Annotated in this window: 17 protein-coding genes; 8 read left to right on the top strand and 9 right to left on the bottom strand. The window is 44.5% G+C overall.

Annotation, left to right across the window (positions count from 1 at the left end):
• Positions 1–342: 342 nt before the first annotated feature.
• From pdhR to lpdA, 4 genes are all read left to right on the top strand, one after another.
• Positions 343–1,104 carry a pyruvate dehydrogenase complex transcriptional repressor PdhR gene (gene pdhR / locus M4S28_RS14685; protein ID WP_004735446.1) on the top strand — a complete coding sequence of 254 codons (762 nt, stop codon included), beginning with the start codon at positions 343–345 and terminating at the stop codon, positions 1,102–1,104.
• A 62-nt stretch (positions 1,105–1,166) separates the two neighbouring features.
• Positions 1,167–3,830, top strand: coding sequence for a pyruvate dehydrogenase (acetyl-transferring), homodimeric type (gene aceE, locus M4S28_RS14680; RefSeq protein ID WP_004735447.1), 2,664 nt, complete (start codon positions 1,167–1,169; stop codon positions 3,828–3,830).
• Positions 3,831–3,856: 26 nt separating this feature from the next.
• Positions 3,857–5,746, top strand: a complete 1,890-nt coding sequence (gene aceF, locus M4S28_RS14675; RefSeq protein ID WP_249632022.1) for a pyruvate dehydrogenase complex dihydrolipoyllysine-residue acetyltransferase — start codon at positions 3,857–3,859, stop codon at positions 5,744–5,746.
• A 242-nt stretch (positions 5,747–5,988) separates the two neighbouring features.
• A complete protein-coding gene (gene lpdA, locus M4S28_RS14670) occupies positions 5,989–7,416 on the top strand; it encodes a dihydrolipoyl dehydrogenase (protein WP_004735450.1) in 1,428 nt (475 codons plus the stop codon).
• 301 nt (positions 7,417–7,717) lie between these two features.
• Here lpdA and M4S28_RS14665 read toward each other — a convergent pair whose 3' ends face one another.
• Positions 7,718–8,323, bottom strand: coding sequence for a LuxR/HapR/OpaR family quorum-sensing transcriptional regulator (locus tag M4S28_RS14665; RefSeq protein ID WP_017079965.1), 606 nt, complete (start codon positions 8,321–8,323; stop codon positions 7,718–7,720).
• A 337-nt stretch (positions 8,324–8,660) separates the two neighbouring features.
• Between M4S28_RS14665 and hpt the strand changes: the two genes are divergently transcribed.
• On the top strand, positions 8,661–9,191 hold the full coding sequence (gene hpt / locus M4S28_RS14660) for a hypoxanthine phosphoribosyltransferase (protein WP_004735452.1): 531 nt from the start codon (positions 8,661–8,663) through the stop codon (positions 9,189–9,191).
• A gap of 77 nt (positions 9,192–9,268) precedes the next feature.
• Here hpt and can read toward each other — a convergent pair whose 3' ends face one another.
• On the bottom strand, positions 9,269–9,928 hold the full coding sequence (gene can / locus M4S28_RS14655; protein WP_004735453.1) for a carbonate dehydratase: 660 nt from the start codon (positions 9,926–9,928) through the stop codon (positions 9,269–9,271).
• A 287-nt stretch (positions 9,929–10,215) separates the two neighbouring features.
• On the opposite strand from can, the gene M4S28_RS14650 reads away from it, so the two are divergent.
• From M4S28_RS14650 to M4S28_RS14640, 3 genes are all read left to right on the top strand, one after another.
• Positions 10,216–11,847, top strand: a complete 1,632-nt coding sequence (locus M4S28_RS14650; protein ID WP_029222729.1) for a SulP family inorganic anion transporter — start codon at positions 10,216–10,218, stop codon at positions 11,845–11,847.
• Positions 11,848–12,169: 322 nt separating this feature from the next.
• Positions 12,170–13,087 (top strand): ABC transporter ATP-binding protein, encoded by a 918-nt coding sequence (locus tag M4S28_RS14645; protein WP_017079966.1) that lies wholly within the window; start codon positions 12,170–12,172, stop codon positions 13,085–13,087.
• Between the two features lies 1 nt (position 13,088).
• The gene (locus M4S28_RS14640; RefSeq protein ID WP_004735456.1) at positions 13,089–13,859 is read left to right on the top strand and encodes an ABC transporter permease; all 771 of its coding nucleotides are present in this window, start codon (positions 13,089–13,091) and stop codon (positions 13,857–13,859) included.
• A 106-nt stretch (positions 13,860–13,965) separates the two neighbouring features.
• On the opposite strand, the gene panC is transcribed toward M4S28_RS14640, so the two are convergent.
• From panC to sfsA, 7 genes are all read right to left on the bottom strand, one after another.
• Positions 13,966–14,856 carry a pantoate--beta-alanine ligase gene (gene panC, locus M4S28_RS14635; protein ID WP_017079968.1) on the bottom strand — a complete coding sequence of 297 codons (891 nt, stop codon included), beginning with the start codon at positions 14,854–14,856 and terminating at the stop codon, positions 13,966–13,968.
• 8 nt (positions 14,857–14,864) lie between these two features.
• Positions 14,865–15,659: a 3-methyl-2-oxobutanoate hydroxymethyltransferase gene (gene panB, locus M4S28_RS14630; RefSeq protein ID WP_004735458.1), complete on the bottom strand. Its 795-nt coding sequence runs from the start codon at positions 15,657–15,659 to the stop codon at positions 14,865–14,867.
• A gap of 22 nt (positions 15,660–15,681) precedes the next feature.
• Positions 15,682–16,167, bottom strand: a complete 486-nt coding sequence (gene folK / locus M4S28_RS14625; RefSeq protein ID WP_004735459.1) for a 2-amino-4-hydroxy-6-hydroxymethyldihydropteridine diphosphokinase — start codon at positions 16,165–16,167, stop codon at positions 15,682–15,684.
• On the bottom strand, positions 16,164–17,519 hold the full coding sequence (gene pcnB, locus M4S28_RS14620) for a polynucleotide adenylyltransferase PcnB (protein ID WP_004735460.1): 1,356 nt from the start codon (positions 17,517–17,519) through the stop codon (positions 16,164–16,166). The genes folK and pcnB overlap by 4 nt, the downstream gene beginning before the upstream one ends.
• A 183-nt stretch (positions 17,520–17,702) precedes the next feature.
• On the bottom strand, positions 17,703–18,578 hold the full coding sequence (gluQRS, locus tag M4S28_RS14615) for a tRNA glutamyl-Q(34) synthetase GluQRS (protein ID WP_029224634.1): 876 nt from the start codon (positions 18,576–18,578) through the stop codon (positions 17,703–17,705).
• Between the two features lie 198 nt (positions 18,579–18,776).
• Positions 18,777–19,223, bottom strand: coding sequence for an RNA polymerase-binding protein DksA (gene dksA / locus M4S28_RS14610; protein WP_017073117.1), 447 nt, complete (start codon positions 19,221–19,223; stop codon positions 18,777–18,779).
• A 135-nt stretch (positions 19,224–19,358) separates the two neighbouring features.
• Entirely contained in the window at positions 19,359–20,120 is a 762-nt protein-coding gene (sfsA, locus tag M4S28_RS14605) for a DNA/RNA nuclease SfsA (protein WP_017087411.1), read from the bottom strand.
• Positions 20,121–20,193: the final 73 nt, after the last annotated feature.

The following is a 20,193-nucleotide window of genomic DNA, read 5'->3' as shown; positions in this document are numbered from 1 at the left end:
TTATCAAACGCTAATTTATTAAAACTTATGAACAGAATTTCCATCCTAAATGTGCGCTTGGTTTGATTTTTAAACAAGTGGCACTAATCTTTCTGAAACAATTCATTTTTATCCTGAAACTTTCTAGCACGAAACCTCCCCAAAAGTATTACCCCTGTAAATGGTAAGACCAATTTGGTTGCTGTTTTAAATTTCATTTGTTAAATCATGGTTAATTCATGCCGTGTTCTATGATGCAGGTCAATTTTGCACTGGACAGTGGCGTTTTAATTATGTTAATTTCTGCCCAACTTAAAATTGGTATTACCAATTGTCAGCGAAGAAAAAGAAGAACAACAAACTATGGCTTATCAAAGGATTCGTCAGCCAAAACTCTCGGACGTTATCGAACAAGAGTTAGAAAGGTTGATAGTGGAAGGAACACTGGCTCCAGGGCAGCAGCTGCCGCCTGAGCGCGAACTAGCGAAACAGTTCGATGTGTCTCGTCCTTCAATCCGAGAAGCGATACAACGTTTAGAAGCAAAACGCTTGCTTACTCGCCGTCAAGGTGGAGGTACGTTTGTTAGCGAAAATATCTGGAAAAGCTTTTCAGATCCTTTGCTTAATTTGTTGTCGTCCCATTCTGAAACCCAACTAGACTTGTTGGAATCGCGTCATGCGATGGAAGGGATTTCGGCTTACTTTGCGGCATTGCGTGGCACTGATGAAGACTTTGCTCGAATTCAAGCATGCCAAGAAAAAATTCACGGCGCGCAAGATAAGGGTGATATTGAAGCCGAATCTGCAGCAGTGATGGCTTTTCTTATTGCTTTAACAGAGGCAGCGCACAATGTGGTGTTATTACACATTGTTCGTAGTTTGGCTCCGTTACTCGAACAAAATGTCTTAGAAAATTTAAAGCTGTTGCATCGTCGTAAAGACGTTGTGGAGAAAGTGAGTATACATCGAGCTAACATTGTAGATGCGATCGTTTCAGGGCAGCCAGAACAGGCGCGTGAAATGTCACATTCTCATTTAGCTTACATCGAAGAAACATTGATGGATTTGACCAAAGAAGAATCGCGCCGCGAACGTTCTTTACGTCGAATTCAACAGGGTAAATAGCCGTAATACTTCGGCTATTTACGTGTTTAGTAGAATCCAACTAACAAAAAGGATAGATCGCCATGTCTGACATGAAGCATGACGTTGATGCTCTGGAAACTCAAGATTGGTTAGAAGCTCTTGAGTCAGTAGTACGTGAAGAAGGTGTAGAACGTGCACAGTTTTTACTAGAACAAGTTCTAGATAAAGCGCGTTTAGATGGTGTTGATATGGCTACAGGCATCAACACAAACTACATCAACACAATTCCAGCAGCACAAGAGCCAGCTTACCCTGGTGACGTAACTCTTGAGCGTCGTATTCGTTCGATTATTCGCTGGAACGCAATCATGATTGTATTGCGTGCTTCTAAGAAAGACCTAGACCTTGGTGGTCACATGGCTTCTTACCAGTCAGCTGCAGCGTTCTACGAAGTATGTTTCAACCACTTCTTCCGTGCTCCAAATGAGACGGACGGTGGCGATCTAGTTTATTACCAAGGTCACATCTCTCCAGGTATCTACTCTCGTGCATTCGTTGAAGGTCGTCTAACTGAAGAACAGCTAGATAACTTCCGTCAAGAAGTTGATGGTAAAGGTATCCCTTCTTACCCGCACCCGAAACTGATGCCTGAGTTCTGGCAGTTCCCTACTGTATCTATGGGTCTTGGTCCGATCTCTGCGATCTACCAAGCGCGCTTCCTTAAGTACCTTGATGGCCGTGGCCTGAAAGAAACTTCAGCGCAACGCGTATACGCGTTCCTAGGTGACGGTGAGATGGATGAGCCAGAATCACGTGGTGCTATCTCTTTCGCTGCGCGTGAGAAGCTAGACAACCTATGTTTCCTAATCAACTGTAACCTACAGCGTCTAGACGGCCCTGTAATGGGTAACGGTAGCATCATCCAAGAACTTGAAGGCCTATTTAAAGGCGCAGGTTGGAACGTTGTTAAAGTTATCTGGGGTAGCAACTGGGATTCACTACTGGCTAAAGACACGACTGGTAAGCTTCTTCAACTAATGAACGAAACTATCGATGGTGACTACCAGACATTCAAATCTAAAGATGGCGCATACGTACGTGAGCACTTCTTTGGTAAGTACCCAGAAACAGCTGCACTAGTTGCAGACATGACTGATGACGAAATCTTCGCTCTTAAGCGTGGTGGTCATGATTCTTCTAAACTGTTTGCTGCATTTAACAATGCACAAGAGACAAACGGTAAGCCAACTGTAATCCTAGCTAAGACTGTTAAAGGTTACGGCATGGGTGATGCGGCTGAAGGTAAGAACATTGCACACGGTGTTAAGAAAATGGACATGACTCATGTTCAACACCTACGTGATCGCCTAGGCCTAGAAGACCTTCTTTCTGATGAGAAAATCACAGAGCTTCCTTACCTGAAGTTAGAAGAAGGTACGCCTGAGTACGAATACATGCACGCTCGTCGTAACGCTCTACACGGTTACACGCCTGCTCGTCTTCCTAAGTTTACTCAAGAGTTCAAGGTTCCTGAGCTAGACGCATTCGCACCTCTACTAGGTGAACAGAAGCGTGATATCTCTACAACTATGGCTTATGTACGTACGCTAAACATCCTTCTTAAAGATAAGAACATTGGTAAGAACATCGTTCCTATCATCTGTGATGAAGCACGTACATTCGGTATGGAAGGTCTATTCCGTCAGGTTGGTATCTACAACCCACACGGTCAAGAATACACACCTGAAGATAAAGGCATCGTTTCTTACTACAAAGAAGCAACGTCTGGTCAAGTTCTTCAAGAAGGTATCAACGAACTAGGTTCTATGGCTTCATGGGTTGCTGCTGCAACTTCATACAGCACAAACGATCTACCGATGATCCCGTTCTACATCTACTACTCAATGTTCGGTTTCCAACGTATTGGCGACATGGCTTGGTTAGCAGGCGACCAACAAGCTCGTGGCTTCCTACTAGGTGCTACTGCAGGTCGTACAACACTGAATGGTGAAGGTCTACAGCACGAAGATGGTCACTCGCACATTCAAGCGAACACGATCCCTAACTGTATCTCTTACGACCCAACGTTTGCTTACGAGCTAGCGGTTATCATGCAAGACGGTATCCGTCGCATGTACGGCGAGAACCAAGAGAACGTTTACTACTACCTAACAGTAATGAACGAGAACTACGCAATGCCAGCAATGCCAGAAGGCGCTGAAGAAGGCATCCGTAAGGGTATCTACAAGCTTGAATCTCACGCTGGTGCTAAGGGCAAAGTTCAACTAATGAGCTCTGGTACTATCATGAACGAAGCGCGTAAAGCCGCTGAAATTCTAAGCGAAGAGTACGGCGTAGCATCTGACGTATTCTCTGTAACGTCGTTCAACGAACTAACTCGTGACGGCCAAGCGGTAGAGCGTGACAACATGCTTCACCCAGAAGCTGAAGAGAAAGTACCTTACATCACGACTGTTCTTGGTAAAGAACCTGCAATCGCAGTGACTGACTACATGAAGAACTACGCTGAGCAAGTACGTGCGTACATGCCAACTGAGTCTTACAAAGTACTTGGTACAGATGGTTTCGGCCGTTCTGACAGCCGTGCAAACCTACGTCGTCACTTCGAAGTTAACGCTGGCTACATCGTAGTTGCAGCTCTAACTGAACTGGCTAAACGTGGTGATATCGAGAAGTCTGTTGTTGCTGAAGCAATTGCTAAGTTCGATATCGACACTGAAAAAACTAACCCGCAATACGCATAAGACTGGCATTAAGGTAGGTAAATACAATGACAATCGAAATTAATGTACCAGACATCGGTGCTGACGAGGTTGAAGTAACTGAGATTCTTGTAAACGTTGGCGACAAGGTTGAAGAAGAGCAGTCACTGATCACTGTTGAAGGCGACAAAGCTTCAATGGAAGTTCCTGCGTCTCAAGCGGGTATCGTTAAAGAAATCAAGATTTCAGAAGGTGATTCTGTTTCTACTGGTTCTCTTATCATGATCTTTGAAGCGGAAGGTGCTGCAGCAGCACCGGCTGCTCCAGCAGTTGAAGCGGCGGCACCAGTTGCAGCTGCTCCTGCAGCAGCTGAGCTTAAAGAAGTTCACGTTCCTGATATCGGCGGTGATGAAGTTGAAGTAACTGAAATCATGGTAGCTATCGGCGACGCAGTAGAAGAAGAGCAATCTCTTCTTACTGTTGAAGGTGACAAGGCTTCAATGGAAGTACCTGCACCATTCGCTGGTATCGTTAAAGAAATCAAGATCGCTTCTGGTGATTCAGTATCTACTGGTTCTCTAGTGATGGTATTTGAAGTGGCAGGTTCTGGCGCTCCAGTTGCAGCAGCTCCTGCTCCAGCGGCGGCACCAGTTGCAGCGGCTCCAGCAGCATCTGCTGAGAAAGAAGTGAACGTTCCTGATATTGGTGGCGACGAAGTAGAAGTTACTGAAATCATGGTAGCGGTTGGCGATACAGTAGAAGAAGAGCAATCTCTAATTACTGTTGAAGGCGACAAAGCTTCAATGGAAGTGCCTGCACCATTCGCTGGTACAGTGAAAGAAATCAAGATTGCAGCTGGTGATACAGTGTCAACAGGCTCTTCAATCATGACTTTCGTTGTTGAAGGCGCAGCTCCAGTAGCAGTAGCGGCTTCAGCTCCAGCACAAGCAGCAGCTCCGGCAGCAGCACCTGCACCTAAAGCAGAAGCAGTAGCTCCAGCAGCTGGCGACTTCCAAGAGAACGGTGACTACGCGCACGCTTCTCCAGTTGTTCGTCGTCTTGCTCGCGAATTTGGCGTTAACCTTTCTAAGGTTAAAGGTACTGGTCGTAAGAGCCGTATCCTTAAAGAAGACGTTCAGTCTTACGTTAAAGATGCACTTAAGCGTCTAGAGTCTGGTGCTGCAGCATCTGGTAAAGGCGGCGACGGTTCTGCTCTTGGTCTACTACCGTGGCCAAAAGTTGACTTCAGCAAGTTCGGCGAAACTGAAGTTCAGAAGCTTTCTAAGATTAAGAAGATCTCTGGCGCTAACCTGCACCGTAACTGGGTAATGATCCCGCACGTGACACAGTGGGACAACGCAGATATCACTGAGCTAGAAGCATTCCGTAAAGAACAGAATGCAATCGAAGCGAAGAAAGACACTGGCATGAAGATCACTCCACTTGTGTTCATCATGAAAGCTGTTGCTAAAGCGCTAGAAGCATTCCCTGCATTCAACTCGTCTCTATCTGACGATGGCGAAAGCATCATTCTTAAGAAGTACGTAAACGTGGGTATCGCAGTTGATACACCAAACGGCCTAGTTGTTCCTGTTTTCAAAGACGTGAACAAGAAAGGTATTTACGAGCTATCTGAAGAACTAATGGTTGTTTCTAAGAAAGCACGCTCTGGTAAGCTAACAGCAGCAGACATGCAAGGCGGTTGTTTCACAATCTCTAGCCTTGGTGGTATTGGCGGTACTGCATTTACTCCAATCGTAAATGCTCCAGAAGTAGGTATCCTAGGTGTATCTAAGTCTGAGATTAAGCCAGTTTGGAATGGTAAAGAGTTCCAACCACGTCTGCAGCTTCCACTGTCTCTATCATACGATCACCGCGTGATCGATGGTGCTGAAGGTGCACGCTTCATTACTTTCCTAAACAGCGCACTATCTGACATTCGTCGTCTAGTACTGTAATTGAGAAAGTAATTATTAAGGTGACTTTCGGGTCACCTTAATTCTTTATATAAAGACTATTTTTAGAGAACAGTTTCCGGCATTTCTCATAAACTGCGGGGGAATTGTTGTCTAGCTCACAGGCTAACTTAAAGCTACTTTCACACTGTTAACATCTCTGTAAAATGTTTCCTGTTTGAAAGCCCAATAATTTTAAGAACATCTACTCAGCCTGTTAGGGATAATGACTACAAGAGGTCACAATGAGCAAAGAAATTAAAGCCCAAGTTGTTGTACTTGGTTCAGGTCCTGCTGGCTACTCAGCGGCATTCCGTTGTGCGGATTTAGGTCTAGAAACAGTACTAGTTGAACGTTACAGCACTCTTGGTGGTGTATGTCTAAACGTTGGTTGTATTCCATCAAAAGCACTTCTTCACGTATCTAAAGTAATTGAAGAAGCAAAAGCGATGGCAGAGCACGGCGTTGTATTCGGCGAGCCACAAACGGACATCAACAAAGTTCGTATCTGGAAAGACAAAGTAGTTGATCAACTGACTGGCGGTCTTGGCGGTATGGCTAAGATGCGTAATGTTACTGTTGTTAACGGTTTCGGTAAGTTTACTGGTCCTAACAGCATCGAAGTTGTTGGCGAAGAAACGACAACAATTAACTTTGATAATGCAATCATTGCAGCGGGTTCTCGCCCAATCAAACTTCCTTTCATCCCACATGAAGACCCACGTATTTGGGATTCTACGGATGCACTAGAACTAAACGAAGTACCAGAAAAACTGCTTATCATGGGCGGCGGTATCATCGGTCTTGAGATGGGTACGGTTTACCACTCTCTAGGTTCTAAAGTTGAAGTTGTTGAGATGTTCGATCAAGTTATCCCAGCTGCGGATAAAGACATCGTTAAAGTCTTCACTAAACGCATCAAGAACAAGTTCAAGCTAATGCTTGAAACTAAAGTGACTGCTGTTGAAGCGAAAGAAGACGGTATCTACGTTTCAATGGAAGGCAAAAAAGCACCAGCTGAAGCTGAGCGCTACGATGCCGTTCTTGTTGCTATCGGTCGTGTTCCAAACGGTGCACTTATCGACGCTGAAAAAGCGGGTATCGAAGTTGATGAGCGTGGCTTCATCAATGTTGATAAGCAAATGCGTACTAACGTTCCTCACATCCACGCGATCGGTGACGTTGTTGGTCAACCAATGCTTGCTCACAAAGGTGTGCATGAAGGTCACGTAGCTGCTGAAGTTATCTCTGGTAAGAAGCACTACTTCGATCCTAAAGTAATTCCATCAATTGCGTACACTGAGCCAGAAGTTGCTTGGGTAGGTAAGACTGAGAAAGAAGCGAAAGCGGAAGGCCTGAACTACGAAGTTGCTACTTTCCCTTGGGCTGCTTCTGGTCGTGCAATCGCTTCAGACTGTGCTGACGGTATGACTAAGATGATCTTCGATAAAGATACTCATCGCGTAATCGGTGGTGCTGTTGTTGGTACTAACGGTGGTGAACTTCTTGGCGAAATCGGCCTAGCAATCGAAATGGGTTGTGATGCAGAAGATATCGCTCTTACTATCCACGCTCACCCAACTCTACACGAGTCTGTTGGTCTAGCTGCGGAAGTATTCGAAGGTTCAATCACTGACCTTCCAAATAAGAAAGCAGTGAAAAAGAAAAAGTAAATACTCTTCATACTTGAAGCCGCAGCGTTGTTAACTGCGTAAGTTCACCCTGATCACATAGTAAATCTATGCTCATAGGGCTGAACTTACTTGTTGCCTAGCTGCAACTCCAATTATTTTGAGTATACCTAGATTATAAAAGCCGCTGATTCGTCAGCGGTTTTTTTATATCTGAAGTAAGGAACAGTAACGTTTCACTCCGAGATGCGAGTACGCTGCGCTTCGGGATGCGAAGAGCCATTCCATTCTACAAAAAAAGGGTTGACCGATTAGGCCAACCCTTAAATCATTTATCTCGAATCTACTTATAAATGCACAGCATGTTCAAGTAACTATCCGTTAAGCTTGAAAGCTCTTCTGGCGTTTCTACACGTTTCGCTTGAATGAACAGTGAGTAGCAGATGCCGTGGAATAGGTTCGCTAGATGTTTAGGATCGTGATCGTCGCAAACTTCGCCGCGTTCGATCGCTTTGCTAAACATGTTTTGTACTAACATTTGGTTAGTGCGGTTGGTGGTTACGAATAGAGGCCATACTTCATCACGAGTCGAAGCGCTCCATTCAAACCATACGTTCAACCAATGGCTATCGTGAGCCACTAACGTCACCATTTCAGTCGCAATATTATGTAGGTTTTGTTTTGCGTGAATATCCAGATCGATATTGTCTGAAAGGAAGTTAGAGAATTGGCGTACAACATGATTAAGCACTTCATCAACCAGATCTTCACGGGTAGGGAAGTAATTAAATACCGTTGCTACAGACACCTGAGCGATGTCTGCAATATCAGCGTGTCCACCACGACCAATACCGCGGCGAGAGAATACCTCAAGAGCGATTTCCATCAATTGAAGTTTTCTTTTTAAAGGTGAAAGCCTAGTTCTAGGTCTCTTAGATATTGAGTCCATTTTATTTTCCTTGCCAACGAAATTTTTATATTAATGATTTTATTATTATTTAAGCCAAGATGAGTGTAATGGTGCATATGCGAATGGTCAATCCTTTGAGCTTGTTTTATAGACAGTTACATCAAACTTGATACATAAAGCGTGATCAGGATTGATGTGAAAGGAAGCGAGTATTGGATAGGGCATCAGCGCACATTTAATTGAGAATCTCACAGTAAATTAGAACCATAAGGTGGTGTGGGTATTTGAGCAGTGCTAGACTTACTCACAAAATTGAGCGACACAACTGACGAAACTGTCAACATTCGTCGCAATCACCAAATAAAATGAGAGCAGTATGAAGCATACAGTTGAAGTCATGATCTCTGAGCAAGAAGTTCAGGATCGAGTGAACGTACTAGGCAAGCAGATCACGGAGCACTATAAAGGCAGTGAAGATCTAGTTTTAGTTGGCTTATTACGTGGATCTTTTGTCTTTATGGCGGATCTTGCTCGTGCTATCGATTTAACTCACCAAGTTGATTTCATGACCGCGTCTAGCTACGGCAACGGCATGGAAAGCTCACGTGACGTTCGTATTTTGAAAGACCTTGATGATGATATCCAAGGTAAAGATGTTCTGCTTGTAGAAGACATTATCGATACAGGTAACACACTGACTAAAGTGAAAGAGATTTTGAGCCTACGTGGCCCTAAATCTATCGAAATCTGCACGTTATTAGACAAGCCTTCTCGCCGTGAAGTGATTGTCGATACAAAGTGGATTGGTTTTGAGATTCCTGACGAGTTCGTTGTTGGTGTTGGTATCGACTACGCACAAAAATATCGTCACCTACCGTACATCGGTAAAGTAGTACCTCAAGAGTAATCACTGCTCTGGAAGAAAAACAAAAAAGGCTCGCACAATGCGAGCCTTTATTATATCTACTGGTTAGACGTTAAAGGTTAACCAAGAGTTGGAGACGATAGGATTTTTTCAAGCGCTTCTAAGTGACTATTTTCTAACGTGTCATTACTTGAACAACGAACGCCAAGGTCTTGTAGCTTGCCGTTACCAATACCATAAACTACGCCGTGGATTTCAATATCTTGTCCACGTTCCCATGCGGTTTGCATGATGGTTGAGTTACCAAGGTTATAGACTTGCTCAGCAACGTTAATTTCGCACAACTTGTCACCCCATTGTTCACGAGGTAGAGATTCAATTTGCTTACGGTACTTAAGGTAGTTATCGCGAATGTGGAGTAGCCAGTTGTTGATAAGGCCAAGTTTAGGGTTATCAATCGCTGCATTAACACCACCACAGCCATAGTGACCGCATACAATGATGTGTTTAACTTTGAGTACGTCAACGGCGTATTGCACAACGGATAAGCAGTTGAGATCGGTATGAACCACTTGGTTTGCTACATTTCGATGAACAAACAGTTCGCCAGAATACAAACCAGTGAGACGCTCGGCCGGTACTCGGCTATCAGAGCAGCCAATCCATAGAAAGCCAGGGCTTTGCCCTTCTTCAAGCGTTGTAAAATACTCAGGTCTTTGAGAGCGAATTTCTTCAGACCATTTAGAGTTGTTTTCAAAAAGCTGTTTAATCTCTGGCATTTTGCGTCTTACATCCCTTCATTAAGAATTGTAACTATACACAATGTTACAAATTCAATCCCGTAAAAACTGCGTCAACACGTACTCATCTGACGTGTTCTAGTCGTTAAGATCATTAACTTAGCACAGAAACTACCATCTGGTTATAAGTCATGAATAATGTGATTGAATTAACACTTTCTGTCTGATTAACTCATTTGTTAAAGTGATAAGGTTTGTCATTTTCATCATCAGGAAGGTGTGTTTTGTTTGGAAGTCGTTTTGCGGATATCAGTCTCAAAGGAGACATGTTTGGCGGTGTAACCACAGCCATCATTTCATTGCCTTTAGCGTTGGCATTTGGTGTTGCGTCTGGTGCGGGCGCGGAAGCTGGCCTTTGGGGCGCCATCATGGTCGGCCTATTTGCCGCACTGTTTGGCGGCTCAAGCAGCTTGATATCAGAGCCTACCGGTCCGATGACGGTGATCATGACAGCAGTGATGACAAGCATGGTGGCCAAATATCCTGAAACAGGAATGGCAATGACCTTTACCGTGGTCATGATGGCGGGTGCTTTTCAGATATTACTTGGTACTTTAAAGCTTGGAAAATACGTTACTTTGATGCCATATAGCGTGATTTCTGGGTTTATGTCGGGTATCGGCGTTATTCTGATTATCTTGCAGTTATCACCATTGTTAGGACATGCGGCTCCATCTGGCGGGGTGATGGGCACGCTTTCCGCATTGCCTGATACGTTAGCCCATCTGAAAATAAGCGAACTGTTTTTAGGGGCATTAACACTCGGTATTCTGTTTGGTTTTCCGGCTAAATATCGTAAGTATGTGCCCGCTCAACTGGTTGCTTTAGTTGCTGTCACCCTTTTATCCGTCATTATTTTTGATACCGACTCTATCCGCCGTATCGGTGAGATCCCCGCTGGTTTACCCTCTCTCGTTATTCCGACAATCAGTTCTGAACAATTTACGACCATGGTTATTGATGCCTTGGTGCTGGGTACTCTTGGTTGTATTGATACGCTTTTGACTGCGGTTATTGGAGATTCATTGACTCGTAAAGAGCATGATTCAGACAAAGAACTTCGTGGCCAAGGCATCGCGAATATGATCTCTGGTCTGTTTGGTGCGCTACCCGGTGCGGGCGCAACCATGGGTACCGTAACCAATATTCAGGTGGGTGCTCGCTCTCCACTTTCTGGTGTTATTCGAGCCTTAGTTTTGGCATTGGTGGTATTGGTTGCGGGTGGCTTAACCGAACCAATCCCTATGGCGGTATTGGCTGGCATTGCGATGTATGTTGGTTTCAATATTCTTGACTGGAGCTTTATCCAGCGAGCACACAAGGTGAGTTATGCCGGCATGGGTGTAATGTACGGCGTTATGCTGTTGACTGTATTCGTGGACTTGATTATTGCTGTCGGACTGGGTGTTTTTATCTCGAATATCCTAATTATTGAAAGATTGAGCCGAGAGCAAGCTAGACAAGTTAAGGCGATCAGTGATGGTGATGATGAAGACGATATCCCATTGACCGATAGCGAACGTCAGCTACTGGATAGTGCCAATGGTAAAGTGCTGTTCTTTTACCTTTCTGGGCCGATGATATTCAGTGTTTCAAAGGCGATTTCACGTCAGCACTCTAGTATCTCTGATTACGAAGCGATGATTCTAGATCTGACAGATGTGCCTATGATTGATGTGACGGTTGGGCTTGCACTAGAAAATGCGATTAAAGATGCGTTGGATGCGCAGTGTGAAGTGTACTTGCTGTGTCCGAATGAGAATACTCGTCAGCAGCTAGAGAAATTCCACGTGCTTGATCTTGTGCCGGAATCTAACACCTACCGATTCAGATATGAAGCTTTGACAGCTGCAACAAGCTATGTTGATAGAGATGAACATCAATTTGAGTCAGTCTAATTTTCAGCAATAATCTGACATGAATCAGTGATAGACGCCAAATCTAGTATTGGTGATTAATGCCGTTAAGTGAATAACTTAACGGCATTTTTATGTTTACTGAACACTGAACTGGTCTTTACGTAGCTAATATTCTTGTTCGCTTTCGAAAGAAACCCTCACTCGGTATTTGTATTAATCGTTAATCAACGATAAACTTGTTTGCAAAATGGCCGAGTAAACAAGTTTGGGTTAGTTTTCTGCTAGCTCGTTTTAAGCAATTACTCTCTTCCTCAAGCTTGGTCATCAACATCTTATCTATAGCAAATGGCAGTCTATCTCTATGTATGCATTAGAAATTGAGCAATTAAGAAAAACTTATGCAGGGGGCTTTGAGGCTCTTAAAGGCGTTAGTTTACAAGTAGAAAAAGGCGATTTTTACGCTCTGCTTGGTCCAAATGGTGCAGGTAAATCAACCACCATTGGTGTTATCTCTTCACTGGTTAACAAAACTTCAGGCAAGGTTAAAGTGTTCGGCTACGACATTGATACCGATCTGGAGTTGGCGAAACAGAACTTAGGTCTAGTGCCTCAAGAGTTTAACTTTAACCCGTTCGAAACCGTTGAGCAGATCGTACTACAACAAGCGGGTTATTACGGTGTGCCCAAAGCAGTGGCGAAAGAGCGAGCGAAAAAATACTTATCTCAGCTCGATTTGTGGGAAAAGCGTGGCGAACGTGCACGTAACTTGTCTGGTGGTATGAAGCGTCGTTTGATGATCGCACGTGCGCTGATGCATGAGCCTCATTTGTTGATTCTTGATGAGCCAACGGCGGGCGTTGATATTGAACTGCGTCGTTCAATGTGGGGGTTCCTGAAGGAGATCAATGAGAAGCAGGGTATTACCATTATCTTGACGACGCACTACCTAGAAGAAGCGGAAATGCTGTGTCGTAACATTGGTATCATCAACCGTGGTGAGCTGATTGAGAATACAACAATGAAGTCGCTGCTGGGTAAGTTGAGTGCAGAGACCTTTATTCTTGATCTGGAAGAGGGCGCGACTGAACCTAAACTTGAAGGTGTGAATAGCCAAGTGATGGTTAATGGTTCGCTAGAAATCGAAATCGACAAGAACCTAGGTTTGAATACCATCTTTGCTCAATTGAGTGAACAGCAGGTGAAAGTCCTTTCTATGCGTAACAAAGCAAACCGTTTAGAAGAGCTATTTGTGAGTATTGTCCGTGAGGGGAGTAAATAATATGTACAGCCTATATTGGACCGCTTTCTGTAGCTTGTTGACTAAAGAGATCAATCGTTTTACTCGTATCTGGGTGCAAACACTTGTCCCGCCAGCGATTACCATGACGCTGTATTTCATCATCTTTGGCAACCTTATCGGTGCGCGTATTGGTGAAATGAACGGCTTTAGCTACATGGAATACATTGTTCCCGGCCTGATCATGATGTCGGTGATCACTAACTCATATTCCAACGTTGCTTCGTCGTTTTTTAGTGCCAAATTCCAGAAGAACATTGAAGAGCTGCTTGTAGCGCCAGTCCCTAACTACGTGATCATTGCTGGTTTCGTAATGGGCGGTGTGGTGCGTGGCTTGTTAGTGGGTACCATAGTCACCTTCGTATCGCTTTTCTTTGTCGACCTGCAAGTTGACCATTGGGGCGTGATTATTGCGACAGTATTTCTAACGTCGGTTGTGTTCGCTCTGGGTGGCTTAATCAACGCTGTATTTGCACGCACGTTTGACGATATCTCTATTATCCCGACCTTTATTTTAACGCCGCTGACGTACCTTGGTGGTGTGTTTTACTCGATCAGTCTATTGCCTGAATTTTGGCAAGGTGTGTCGAAACTGAACCCAATTGTGTACATGGTTAACGCGTTCAGATATGGCTTCTTGGGAGTGTCTGATGTGGGTATTGTAACGTCGTTCGGTGTATTGGGTGTGTTTATCGTAGCGCTGTATGGCGTTGCACACTACCTAGTGACTAAGGGGATTGGCTTACGTAGTTAACCTTTGGTTAATCTAAGTAACAGGTAAAGAAAAAGGTCGATATAACATCGACCTTTTTTATGTTTTGCGTTTGGTGTTTTTGTTTTGCGTTAAGAGCAGAAGCCGACTATTCAGCCGTTTCTTCTTTTAATTCTTCTTTTGTTTCCGTAACCAAATCTAGAACTTGGTTATCGATAAGACGCGTCTTACCTAGGAAAGCTGACATCAGAATCACAGCTTGAGTCGTTTCTGACGTGATCGCTTGCAGCGTTTTCGCATCACAGATAAAGATCTCATCTGGTTGTAAGTCAGCTGCGCGTAGCTGGTCTGTCGCATCTTCAATCACTGACGCATAATCATCGCGGCCACCACGAATAGCGCTGCTGATCCAACGCATAGTGCGCGCTAGAACTGGAGCTCGTTGACGCTCGTCAATCGTTAGGTTGCTATTGCGAGAGCTCATTGCCAAGCCATCCATTTCACGAACGGTCGCTACGCCGACAACTTCAATGTCTAACGCTAAATCTGTTGTCATCTGGCGAATAACAGCAAGTTGCTGAAAGTCTTTCTCACCGAAGCATGCAAAGTTTGGCTGAACGATATTAAACAGTTTAGCGACAATCGTTGATACGCCGCGGAAGTGACCTGGACGAGACGCGCCTTCAAGCATGTGAGATATGCCTGGAACTTCAACAAACGTCTGTTTATCTAATCCATCTGGATACATGACTTCCGGTGTCGGTGTAAACACGAGCTCAACGCCTTCGGCTGTTAACTTACTTAAATCAGCTTCTAACGTACGAGGGTAGTTGTTCAGGTCATCGGTACGATCAAACTGCATCGGGTTAACAAAGATGCTTACCACAACAATATCAGCCAGTTCACGAGCTTTCTTGACCAGAGTCAGGTGACCTTCATGCAGGTTTCCCATTGTCGGGACAAAAGCAACCGTACGTCCATCACGCTTAAACTGTTTAATCTGCTCACGAAGAGCCGCTATTTCAGCAAAAGTTTGCATAGTTACTCCTAAGCGATTGTATGAGCATCATCAGGGAAACGTGCGCTCTCTACTTCTTCTTTGTATAGAGCGACGGCTTTACGCATATCACCTGTTTCAGCTAGGAAATTCTTAGAGAATTTCGGCATGTAGTTCGCAGAAATACCGAACATGTCATGCATAACCAAGATCTGACCATCGGTAACATTACCTGCGCCGATACCGATAACGGGTACGTCACAAGCTTCTGTAATTCGTTTTGCCAATGAAGCGGGCACACATTCAAGGAGAACGATTTGAGCGCCTGCGTTTTGCAGTGCTAGAGCGTCAGCAACCATTTTGTCGGCTTGCTCGTCGTCACGACCTTGTACTTTGTAACCACCAAAAATGTTCACAGACTGAGGCGTTAAGCCTAAGTGTGCACATACTGGTACGGCACGTTCTGTTAGCATCTTCACAGTATCAACCAACCAGCTTCCGCCTTCGATTTTTACCATGTTCGCACCAGCACGCATCAAGGTTGCAGCGCTCTCACAGGCTTGCTCTGGCGTTGCGTAGCTCATGAAAGGCATGTCAGCCATAAGAAGACAGTTTGGGCTACCTGCGCGCACTGAGCGAGTATGGTAAGCAATGTCTTCAACGGTTACTGGTAATGTGTCGTTATGGCCTTGTAGAACCATACCCAGTGAGTCACCGACAAGCAGAACTGGCATTTCTTGGCTTTCGAATAATTGAGCAAAGCTCGCATCATAAGCTGTCGACGTCGCGAATTTACGGCCTTCACGTTTGCATTTGATCAGGTCGTTAATGGTTACTTTTTTCATTGGTTTTCCTTAATGCGCTTGGCTATTGTTGCCAAACATTGAGCCCGTTCTTATCAACTATTTTGAGTAGTTCTGTCAGCTCAGTCCCATCAGGGAGTTGTAAACTTGGTGCGATTTCAGCAAGCGGGTAAAGTACAAACTCTCGTTCTTTCATTCCGTAATGAGGAACGATTAAGCGCTCTGAATCGATCACCTCATTGCCGTATAACACAATGTCGAGATCCAAAGTTCTTGGCCCCCAACGCTCGTCTTTACGGACGCGCCCTTGCTCTAACTCGATCTTTTGAGTGCAATCAAGCAGTTCAATTGGCGTTAATTCGGTTTGGATTGCTACTACCGCGTTGATGTAGTCCGGTTGGTTTTGCGGCCCCATTGGAGTGCTACTATATAGCTGAGAGGTCGCAATAAACGTTGATCGCGGTAGGCTTTTTAGCGTTTCGATAGCCAAGTTTGCTTGGCTAACTGGGTCGGCAAGGTTGCTGCCGACCGCAATATAAGCCGTTATCATTCGGACTGCTTACTCTTTTTGTTTCGGTAAGTCTTACGGCGACGATGGCCTGATTTTGATGGTGCTGCAACGTCGTTAGCCATCGCTTGGCGCATGTTGCGACCTGCGGTCTGATAACGCTCCCACCATTTTGCTAGTTCTTTGGTTTCGCCACCCTCAATCTCGCCACGCATTTCTAGGAAGTCGTAACCAGCACGGAACTTATTCAGTTCCATAAGACGAACAGCACGTTTACCGTTACGACGAGGCAGTCGCAATTGCAGTTGCCAAACTTCACGAACGGTCGCCGTGTGACGACGAGGAATAGCAATAGACTTAACTTGCTGGTCAAGAATGATGTTGCTCGCTTCCATTATCGCATCGTAATGCGCCATACCCTGCTCAGCGACAAGCTTGTCTGCAAGCTTGTTCATTGGGTACCAAAGAATCGCTGCAAACATAAATGCAGGGTTTACTCGCTTGCCATCTTCGATACGAAGATCGGTTGAGTCGAGTACTAAGTCAAGCATCTGCTCTGTATGAGAGTCGTAACCTTCAGTGAAGTGCTCTGCAATTGCAGGGAACATCTGTTGGAACAGATTGTATTCACGCATTAGGTGATAGGTTTCTAAACCGTGACCTGATTGAAGTAATTTCAGAGACTCTTCGTAAAGGCGCGCTGCTGGGATATCTTTTAGCAGGTGTGCCAGCTCTTCGATAGGGTCTGCTGTGTCTTCTTCAATATCGAAATCCAGTTTAGCGGCGAAACGCATCGCGCGAAGCATACGTACCGGATCTTCACGGTAGCGAGTTTCTGGATCGCCAATTAAGCGGATCAGCTTGTCTTCTAAATCTTCCACACCACCCGCGTAATCGTGAATGCTGTAGTCTGCAATGTTGTAGTACATCGCATTAATAGTGAAGTCACGACGCTCTGCATCTTCATCAACATTGCCGTACACGTTATCGCGTAGCAACATGCCTTCATCAGATTGCGCAGAAACGTTTTTCGATGGCTCTTGGTGGTGGCCACGGAAAGTTGCCACTTCAATGATGTCACGACCAAACATGATATGTGCTAAGCGGAAACGGCGACCGATAAGGCGACAGTTTCTGAAGAGGTTTTTGATTTGTTCTGGTGTTGCGTTGGTCGCAATATCAAAATCTTTTGGCTGTGAGCCTAATAAGATATCGCGAACACCACCACCGACTAGAAATGCGTCAAAACCCGCACCATTCAGGCGATATAGCACTTTTAGTGCGTTGTCGCTGATCTGCTTGCGTGAAATATTGTGCTCTTGACGAGTATATATATTCAGAGCTAATTCGTGGAATCCGCGTTGTTCGCTTGGGGTATTGTCGTTTGTATTCATTAGTTTAGAACAAAGTAGGTATCGCCAACTTTGTTTTTCTCTTAGTCCAAAGTGGTAGTGCAGAGTTTAATTGCGGCTAATGATAGCTTAGCGCGAGCCATTTGAGAACATCGTCTGCTTAACCACTGCTGTTGGTTATGGCATTTTTATGTGTCGTTTTTGCTATTTGCCGTTAGTTTTGAGCTAATCGCTGTGCTCTTTTTGTAAACTATCAGGTAACTGACTGACGTTCCATTGCTGAGTTCCCCATAACAAAATCTCATCCATTGAAGCCTCATAGAGGGCATGCGGGATATCAAAACCTAAGAATCGCATAGCGTCGAGCAGCGTTGGTTTTGGGTTGTCGAGATCGATCGCGGTGGCATGGTTCTGTTTTGACAGTTTATTCCCCAAGCCATCGGTTGCCAATGGTAAGTGCAAGTAACTCACGGTTTTTTGCTTGAGTGTCTTATACAAACTGATTTGTCGGCCTGTAGGCTCTATCAGGTCAGCGCCTCTTACAACTTCTGTTACCCCTTGATCGATGTCATCAAGGACAACCGCCAAGTTATAGGCAAACAATCCATCTCTGCGTTTGATAATAAAATCTTCTTCAGCCAATGCTTTAGGGATTTGAATCGTACTGTGACGAACATCGTCAAAGGACTCGACTGGAAAGTCCATGCACAAGCGCACGGCTTGTTCGCCTGAATCAATCAAACCTGCGTTTCGGCAGTGACCATTATAAAAGCCACCTAAAGACTTTATCTGCTTGCGTGTGCATTGGCAGTAATAGGCTTGCTTGTCAGCGACCCATTGATCAATTTGAGCTTGGTAAAGGTCATGGCGTTGGCTTTGATAGACGACTTCACCATCCCAAAATAGATGGTAAGCCTTAAGCGTCTTAAGAATGAGGTCTGCAGCGCCGGCCATTTCTCTTGGTGGATCGAGGTCTTCCATGCGAACTAACCATTGTCCTTGGTTGGATTTCGCTTGAAAGTAGCTACCAAGAGCAGCAACTAGTGATCCAAAATGAAGAGGACCTGACGGTGATGGTGCAAAGCGCCCGATATAATTCATAAGTGAAAAACCTAATCTTGATGGTACCGCAGTAGCCGATTCTTAAGACGTTTATCTATTACTTTGGTTCGTTTAGTCATCGTATTAATACGTACAAACAAGTCAAAGCTGTTGATTTGCTATCAAAATCTTGAAATATTCAGCTTGGATAACAAACAAAAAAGGGAGCCAAAGCTCCCTTTTTTACATCCGCAAGAATTAACCTTGCATCTGTTTCTCTTTGATCTCTGCAAGTGTTTTACAGTCAATACAAAGGTCAGCAGTTGGACGAGCTTCAAGACGACGAATGCCAATCTCGACACCGCAAGAGTCACAGAAGCCGAAATCGTCTTCTTCGATCTTGTCTAGTGTCTTCTCAATTTTCTTGATAAGACGGCGCTCACGGTCACGGTTACGTAACTCTAGGCTGAATTCTTCTTCTTGAGAAGCACGGTCAACTGGGTCTGGGAAATTTGCTGCTTCGTCCTGCATGTGGTGCACAGTACGATCAACTTCTTCCCTGAGCTGGTTGCGCCAAGCTGCTAAAATTTTTGTAAAATGTTCCGTTTGCTCAGGTGACATGTATTCTTCACCTGGCTTTGCTTGGTACGGTTCAACACCTGCGATGGCTAGGATGCCTAGCGCTTTTTTCTTAGATTCTGGCATACAGCATCTCCTATTTACACCTAGTCAACTGCAAAGCAGCTAATTTTAAGGCGGGTATCTATAGCAGAAAGAACGAATGGTGGCAAATACTCTTGTTCAAACTTGCAATCAATGTGAATAGTTCAGCATTTTTGCTTAGCTATTGATAAATTCAACAGCTTGTTTTAGTTGTATTTGAGTACTGCTTAGCTCTGCTTTATAGCAAAGCACTTCAACACCAGCGTCTTGTGCTTGTTTAAGTAATAACGAATATTTGGCGTCTATATGGTGTGCCGCAGACACTTTTTCAATACCTGAATGCAAAACAGTGAATAAAAGTACGGCTCTATTTCCAGATTCGACCATTTCTGTGAGTTCACGCAGATGTTTCTGGCCTCTGGTGGTGACCGCATCAGGGAAAAAACCTTGCCCTTTGGTTGACGCTTGTTGTTTAGTTGATATTTGTTGCTTAGTGGACGTTTGTTGTTCATCGAGCAAAGTGACGCTTTTTACTTCGACATAGCAAGGCGGCTTTTCGTTATCTTCAAGCAGAATATCAATTCGACTATTCTCACTGCCATATTTCACTTCGGTTCGTAACGCGTTATAGCCTAAGAGTTCAACTATAGTATTATTTTCAATTGCTTCCACTGCCAACTGGTTTGCTCGCGCAGTATTTACACAAATACGGTGACCTTTGTCTGTTTCTGAGATCTCCCAGCTGTTTGGGTATTTTCTTTTTACATTATCTGAGGTTGAGTACCACACCGTATTGCCAGGGGTCGCACATCCCGTCATTGCTCCAGTGTTAGCGCAATGAATAGTACGTTCGCTGCCGTCTGGAAGTTGGATGTCAGTGAGAAAACGTTTATAGCGTTTAATAAGAGTCGCTGGCTCTAATGGAGGATTGAAGTGCATATTACTTATTTAGACAGGTAGGTTTTTATGTACAATGTTACCAACATTACACCACAAGGTTCTCCCATTGCCA

Origin of the sequence: Vibrio sp. J383 (assembly GCF_023503985.1) — a bacterium.
GTDB classification, from domain to species: Bacteria; Pseudomonadota; Gammaproteobacteria; order Enterobacterales; family Vibrionaceae; genus Vibrio; species Vibrio splendidus.
This window is presented reverse-complemented; position numbering and strand designations above follow the sequence as displayed.

What these genes read in the sequence shown, in the direction of transcription:
- pdhR (WP_004735446.1), top strand. Translation starts at nt 343, where the DNA reads ATGGCTTATCAAAGGATTCGTCAGCCAAAACTCTCGGACGTTATCGAA.
- panB (WP_004735458.1), bottom strand. Translation starts at nt 15,659, where the DNA reads ATGAAAAAAGTAACCATTAACGACCTGATCAAATGCAAACGTGAAGGC.
- M4S28_RS14645 (WP_017079966.1), top strand. Translation starts at nt 12,170, where the DNA reads ATGTATGCATTAGAAATTGAGCAATTAAGAAAAACTTATGCAGGGGGC.
- lpdA (WP_004735450.1), top strand. Translation starts at nt 5,989, where the DNA reads ATGAGCAAAGAAATTAAAGCCCAAGTTGTTGTACTTGGTTCAGGTCCT.
- aceF (WP_249632022.1), top strand. Translation starts at nt 3,857, where the DNA reads ATGACAATCGAAATTAATGTACCAGACATCGGTGCTGACGAGGTTGAA.
- panC (WP_017079968.1), bottom strand. Translation starts at nt 14,856, where the DNA reads ATGCAAACTTTTGCTGAAATAGCGGCTCTTCGTGAGCAGATTAAACAG.
- can (WP_004735453.1), bottom strand. Translation starts at nt 9,928, where the DNA reads ATGCCAGAGATTAAACAGCTTTTTGAAAACAACTCTAAATGGTCTGAA.
- pcnB (WP_004735460.1), bottom strand. Translation starts at nt 17,519, where the DNA reads ATGAATACAAACGACAATACCCCAAGCGAACAACGCGGATTCCACGAA.
- M4S28_RS14650 (WP_029222729.1), top strand. Translation starts at nt 10,216, where the DNA reads ATGTTTGGCGGTGTAACCACAGCCATCATTTCATTGCCTTTAGCGTTG.
- hpt (WP_004735452.1), top strand. Translation starts at nt 8,661, where the DNA reads ATGAAGCATACAGTTGAAGTCATGATCTCTGAGCAAGAAGTTCAGGAT.
- M4S28_RS14665 (WP_017079965.1), bottom strand. Translation starts at nt 8,323, where the DNA reads ATGGACTCAATATCTAAGAGACCTAGAACTAGGCTTTCACCTTTAAAA.
- M4S28_RS14640 (WP_004735456.1), top strand. Translation starts at nt 13,089, where the DNA reads ATGTACAGCCTATATTGGACCGCTTTCTGTAGCTTGTTGACTAAAGAG.
- dksA (WP_017073117.1), bottom strand. Translation starts at nt 19,223, where the DNA reads ATGCCAGAATCTAAGAAAAAAGCGCTAGGCATCCTAGCCATCGCAGGT.
- aceE (WP_004735447.1), top strand. Translation starts at nt 1,167, where the DNA reads ATGTCTGACATGAAGCATGACGTTGATGCTCTGGAAACTCAAGATTGG.
- sfsA (WP_017087411.1), bottom strand. Translation starts at nt 20,120, where the DNA reads ATGCACTTCAATCCTCCATTAGAGCCAGCGACTCTTATTAAACGCTAT.
- gluQRS (WP_029224634.1), bottom strand. Translation starts at nt 18,578, where the DNA reads ATGAATTATATCGGGCGCTTTGCACCATCACCGTCAGGTCCTCTTCAT.
- folK (WP_004735459.1), bottom strand. Translation starts at nt 16,167, where the DNA reads ATGATAACGGCTTATATTGCGGTCGGCAGCAACCTTGCCGACCCAGTT.